The 4,976-nt window shown below is 67.3% G+C and carries 4 protein-coding genes; all 4 read right to left on the reverse strand.

The genetic code is table 11. From position 1 onward, the window contains the following. The coding region (locus tag RMO18_RS17750) for an ATP-binding cassette domain-containing protein (RefSeq protein ID WP_309667705.1) at nt 1–1,137 on the reverse strand (1,137 nt) is incomplete at its 3' end. Beyond that, nucleotides 1,134–2,033: a xanthine dehydrogenase accessory protein XdhC gene (xdhC, locus tag RMO18_RS17755; protein WP_309667709.1), complete on the reverse strand. Its 900-nt coding sequence runs from the start codon at nt 2,031–2,033 to the stop codon at nt 1,134–1,136. The genes RMO18_RS17750 and xdhC, both read right to left, overlap by 4 nt. Nucleotides 2,034–2,055: 22 nt before the next feature. Beyond that, the gene (gene xdhB / locus RMO18_RS17760) at nt 2,056–4,398 is read right to left on the reverse strand and encodes a xanthine dehydrogenase molybdopterin binding subunit (protein WP_309667706.1); all 2,343 of its coding nucleotides are present in this window, start codon (nt 4,396–4,398) and stop codon (nt 2,056–2,058) included. Beyond that, nucleotides 4,395–4,976: FAD binding domain-containing protein (locus tag RMO18_RS17765; protein WP_309667707.1), on the reverse strand; the 582-nt coding region annotated here is incomplete at its 5' end. The genes RMO18_RS17765 and xdhB, both read right to left, overlap by 4 nt.

A 4,976-nucleotide genomic window follows, 5' to 3' on the forward strand; every position in this document is an offset into this window, starting at 1 on the left:
GGCGAAATCCCCCGCCCCAACCCAGTCGATGAACCCCCGTTTCGTCAGCCCCTTGCGCACCACGCCTGACAACAGCGCATTTTCCACCAGGCTCATGTCCGGCGCCGCCGCATGGCCCAACCGCTCCTCTGGTGCGGCCACCAGCCCGGCACGGCGCCGGTCGTTCGGCCCCTTGTCGCCCATCGGCACCCCGGCAATCTTTACCGCCCCCGGTGCCGATTTCAGCTCGCCCGACAGCGCCAGAAGCAATTCATCCTGCCCGTTGCCCGCAACCCCGGCGATGCCCAGAACCGCCCCCATCCGCACCGCAAACCCCACCTCCTTCAGCGAGGTGCCGAACGGTATGGGCGAGGGCACCGACAGCCCCGTCACCGCCAGCGCCACCTCGCCCTGGGGCTTTGCGCGGCGCTCCGGCGGGGTCAGCACCGCGCCCACCATCAGTTCCGCCATCTCGCGTGCGGTACGCTCGCGCGGGGTGCAAGTCGCCACCACGCGGCCGCGCCGCAGGATCGTTGCCTCGTCACACAGGGTGCGGATCTCTTCCAGCTTGTGGCTGATGTACAGGATCGCGGTGCCTTCTGACGCAAGCTGCCGCAGCGTCTTGAACAAGATCTCCACTTCCTGCGGCGTCAGCACCGAGGTCGGCTCGTCCATGATCAACAGCTTCGGGTCCTGCAACAGACAGCGGATGATTTCCACCCGTTGCCGCTCGCCCGCTGACAGATCACCCACCATACGGCTGGGGTCCAGCGGCAGCCCGTAGTCCTCGCTGACCGCCCTGATCCGCCCTGCCAAGGTCTTCATCGGCGGCGGGTTTTCCATCCCCAGCGCCACATTTTCCGCCACGTTCAGCGCCTCGAACAGGCTGAAGTGCTGAAACACCATCGCCACGCCACTGGCCCGCGCCTGACCGGGTTTCGCTGGCGCATAAGGCTGGCCGCGCAGGGTCATCCGCCCCGCGTCAGGGCGCACGAGGCCGTAGATCATCTTGACCAGTGTCGATTTACCCGCGCCGTTTTCCCCCAGCAGCGCATGCACCTCGCCCTCGCTGATCTGGAACGACACATCATTGTTGGCCACCACGCCCGGATAGGCCTTGGTCACCCCTTCGACGCTCAGCAACAGCTTGCCCGTCATGCCCTGCTCTCCCAGCCTATCGCCCCGGTTCTTGCTGCCAGAAATTCCACCGCCACACCCACTGCAATCGCCTGCGGATGCTTGCCCAAAGCGGGGGTGCCGATCGGGCAGGTGATCCGCGAAATCATCTCCGGCGCATGCCCCAATGCCGCCAGCCGCGACCGAAAGCGTGCCCATTTGGTGGCCGACCCGATCAGCCCGACGCGCGCAAAGCCATGGTTCAGCAGCCGGTGACACAGCGCCAGGTCCAGCGCGTGGCTATAGGTCAGGATCAGATGCTCCGCATCCGTCGGGGCCAACGCCACGGCAGCCTCGGGCTGCGGTACTGGCAGCACCCTCACGCCCTCCGGCACCAGATCCGGAAACCGCTCTGCCGCGACATCAATCCAGGTGATCGCCACGCCCGGCAGCGGGGCCAGCACTGCCACCAGCGCGCGGCCCACATGCCCCGCCCCCCAGACCCACAGCTGCCGCTCGGCCCGCGTCACCGGTTCAATGAACCACCCCTGCACCAGTTGCGGCGCAGGCATCACGCCCTCACCCCGCGCCCGTGCCAGCAGCCGTTTTGCGGCCAGCGGCATCTCGCGCCCATCAACCGACCGTGCCATCATCCCGGCCTCTGCCACGGGCACGGCGTCGTAAACTTCGGTCAACACCGTCACCGCACCACCGCAGCATTGGCCAAGCTTCGGCCCCAGCGCCTCGCGGTCGACCCGCATGCCACCCGCGTCCAGCATCGCCCGCGCCCGCGCCATGGCCTCCCACTCCAGCGCGCCGCCGCCGATGGTGCCCTGCTGCCCATCGCGCCAGACCAGCATCGCCGCCCCCACCTCGCGCGGGCTGCTGCCGTCATGCGCTGCAATCACCACGCGGGCCACTGGCCCATGTATCGCCATCGCCTGTGCAAGGGCTACCAGGTCAAACACCCTCAACCCCCAGGCCTTCGACACGGCGCACCGCCATCAACACCCGCTCCGCCGTCGCCGGCGCATCCAGCGCTACATAACGTGATCCATCGCCACAAGCCGCCACCGCATCCGACAGCGCCATCAGCGCCGAGATCCCCAGCATCAACGGCGGCTCGCCCACCGCCTTCGACTTGCCCACCGCATCCTCCCGGTTCGGCTTGCCCCACAGCGCCACGTTGAACACATCCGGCCGGTCCGAACAGGCCGGGATCTTGTAGGTGCTGGGCGCATGCGTCGACAGCCGCCCCTTGCCATCCCAGACCAGCTCTTCGGTGGTCAGCCAGCCCGCTCCCTGAACGTAAGCCCCCTCGATCTGCCCGATATCCAGGGCCGGGTTCAAACTGGTGCCGGTGTCATGCAACAGATCCGCCCGCAAGATCCGGTTCTCGCCGGTCAGCCGGTCGATCACCACCTCGGTCACCGCCGCGCCATACGCAAAGTAAAAGAACGGCCGCCCGCTGCCGCGCACCCGGTCCCAGACAATCTTCGGGGTGGCATAAAAGCCGGTCGAAGACAGGCTGACCCGCGCCTGATAGGCCCAGGCCACCACCTGCGCAAAGCCGTAGACCTCGCCCGCCACCCGCACCGTGCCATCCACAAAGCGCACCTTTGCGGCCACGGTCTGGTGCTTTTCGGCAATGAACGCCGCCAACCGCCCGCGAATGGTCTCCGCCGCCGCTTTCGCCGCCATGCCGTTCAGATCGGCCCCGGAACTTGCCGCCGTCGCACTGGTGTTCGGCACCTTCCCCGTATCCGTCGCGGTGATCTTCACGACCGAGGCATCCACCCCGAACACCCCCGCCGTCACCTGCGCCACCTTCTGGAACAGCCCTTGCCCCATCTCCGTGCCGCCGTGGTTCAGATGGATCGACCCGTCCTGATATACGTGAACAAGCGCCCCCGCCTGATTAAGCCAGGTCAGCGTGAACGAAATCCCGAACTTCACCGGCGTCAGCGCAATTCCCCGCTTCAACACCGGGCTCGCCTTGTTCCATGCCGCAATCGCCGCCTGCCGCGCCGCGAAATCGCTGCTCCGCTCCAACTCCGCCACCAGCTCATGCCCGATGAAATCCTCCACCGGCATGTTGTAAGGCGTCGTCTGCGATTTCATCTGTCCTGAAATATCCCCGCCGGAGGCTCCTGCCCCCGCCGCCGCGCGGTAGAAGTTCAGCTTGCGCACCGCCAACGCATCGCGCCCCACCGCAAAGGCCACATGGTCCATCACCCGCTCGATGCCCACCATGCCCTGCGGCCCGCCAAAGCCGCGAAACGCGGTGGCGCTCTGGGTATTCGTCTTCAACCGGTGCGATTCGATCCGGATGTTGGGCAGGTGATAGCAATTGTCGGCATGCAGCATCGCCCGGTCCGCCACCGGCAAGGACAGATCCTGGCTCCAGCCGCAGCGCACCAGATGGGTGAATTCCAGCCCCAGCACCCGGCCCTCGGCGTCCACCCCGGCGCGATAGGAAATCCGCAGGTCGTGGCGTTTGCCGGTGATCATCATGTCATCGTCGCGGTCATAGCGCATCCGGCACGGCCGCCCCAGATCGCGCGCCGCAACCGCACAGGCGATGGCCAGGGCGTTCCCCTGAGACTCCTTGCCACCGAACCCACCGCCCATCCGCCGCACTTCCACCCGTACCGCGTTCATCGGCAGGTGCAGCGCATGCGCCACCTTGTGCTGAACCTCCGTCGGGTGCTGGGTCGAGGAATAGATCACCATATCCCCGCCCTCCTGCGGCAGGGCAGCGGCCACCTGACCCTCCAGATAGAAATGCTCCTGCCCGCCGACCTCGAACGATCCCTCCACCACCTGCGCCGCCCCGGCAATCGCCGCCATGGCGTCACCCTTGGCCCAGATCACCGGCCCCTGCTCGAACCGGCTGCCCGCCGCAAGCGCCTGATCGACGGTCAGGATCGCGGGCAACTCGGCGTAGGTCACACGCCCCAGCCGCGCCGCCTTGCGCGCCGCAAGGTGGCTGTCGGCCACCACCAGAAACACCGGCTGGCCCGCGTAATGCACCCGGCCCACCGCAAGCAGCGGCTCGTCATGCGCCGACGGGCTGCAATCGGGCATCGGGTCCAGATCGGCCGCACTGTACACCGCCACCACCCCCGGCGCCGCCCGGACTGCTGCAAGGTCCACCGCGACAATCTCGCCATGCGCGCAATCCGACAGCCCGAAGGCCAGATGCAGCGCATTGCCCGGCAGCGGGATGTCATCGACATACCGCGCCCGGCCCGTCACATGCAGCGGGGCCGCGTCATGCGGCAGGGCAAGTCCGGTGCTCATGGCGCAACCTCCAGCACCGAAACCGGCACTCCGGCAAGGTCGTGGAAATACCGGATCATCAGGTTCTGCGCCGTGGTCAGCCGGTAGCCAGCGCTGGCGCGCATATCGCTGAGTGGTGCGAAATCCCCCGCCATGGCCGCCGCCGCCGCCTCAACCGTTGCAAGGCTCCATGGTTGGCCCAGCAGCGCCGCCTCGGCCAGCGCCGCACGTTTCGGGATGCCCGCCATGCCGCCAAAGGCGATCCGCGCGCTACGCACCACGCCATCCGTGACCGTCACGTTGAAACAACCGCAGACCGCCGAGATATCCTGATCGAACCGCTTCGACAGCTTGTAACAGCGCAAATCCGGGGCCGAAGTCGGGATCGACACCCCTGCCACGAACTCACCCGGCAACCGGTCTTGCTTGCGGTACTCCAGAAAAAAGGCTTCCAGCGGCAGCGCGCGCATGTCGTCGCCGCGCCGCAGATGCAGCGTCGCCCCCAGCGCGATCAGCGCTGGCGGCCCGTCGCCGATGGGCGAGCCGTTGGCGATGTTGCCACCGATCGTGGCCGCGTTGCGCACCTGAACCGAGGCATA

The organism is Tabrizicola sp., from assembly GCF_031377265.1.
In the GTDB taxonomy this organism is placed as follows: domain Bacteria; phylum Pseudomonadota; class Alphaproteobacteria; order Rhodobacterales; family Rhodobacteraceae; genus JAUYQR01.

Coding starts and splice junctions, on each gene's coding strand:
- xdhC (WP_309667709.1), bottom strand. CDS start 2,033: ATGGCGATACATGGGCCAGTGGCCCGCGTGGTGATTGCAGCGCATGAC.
- xdhB (WP_309667706.1), bottom strand. CDS start 4,398: ATGAGCACCGGACTTGCCCTGCCGCATGACGCGGCCCCGCTGCATGTG.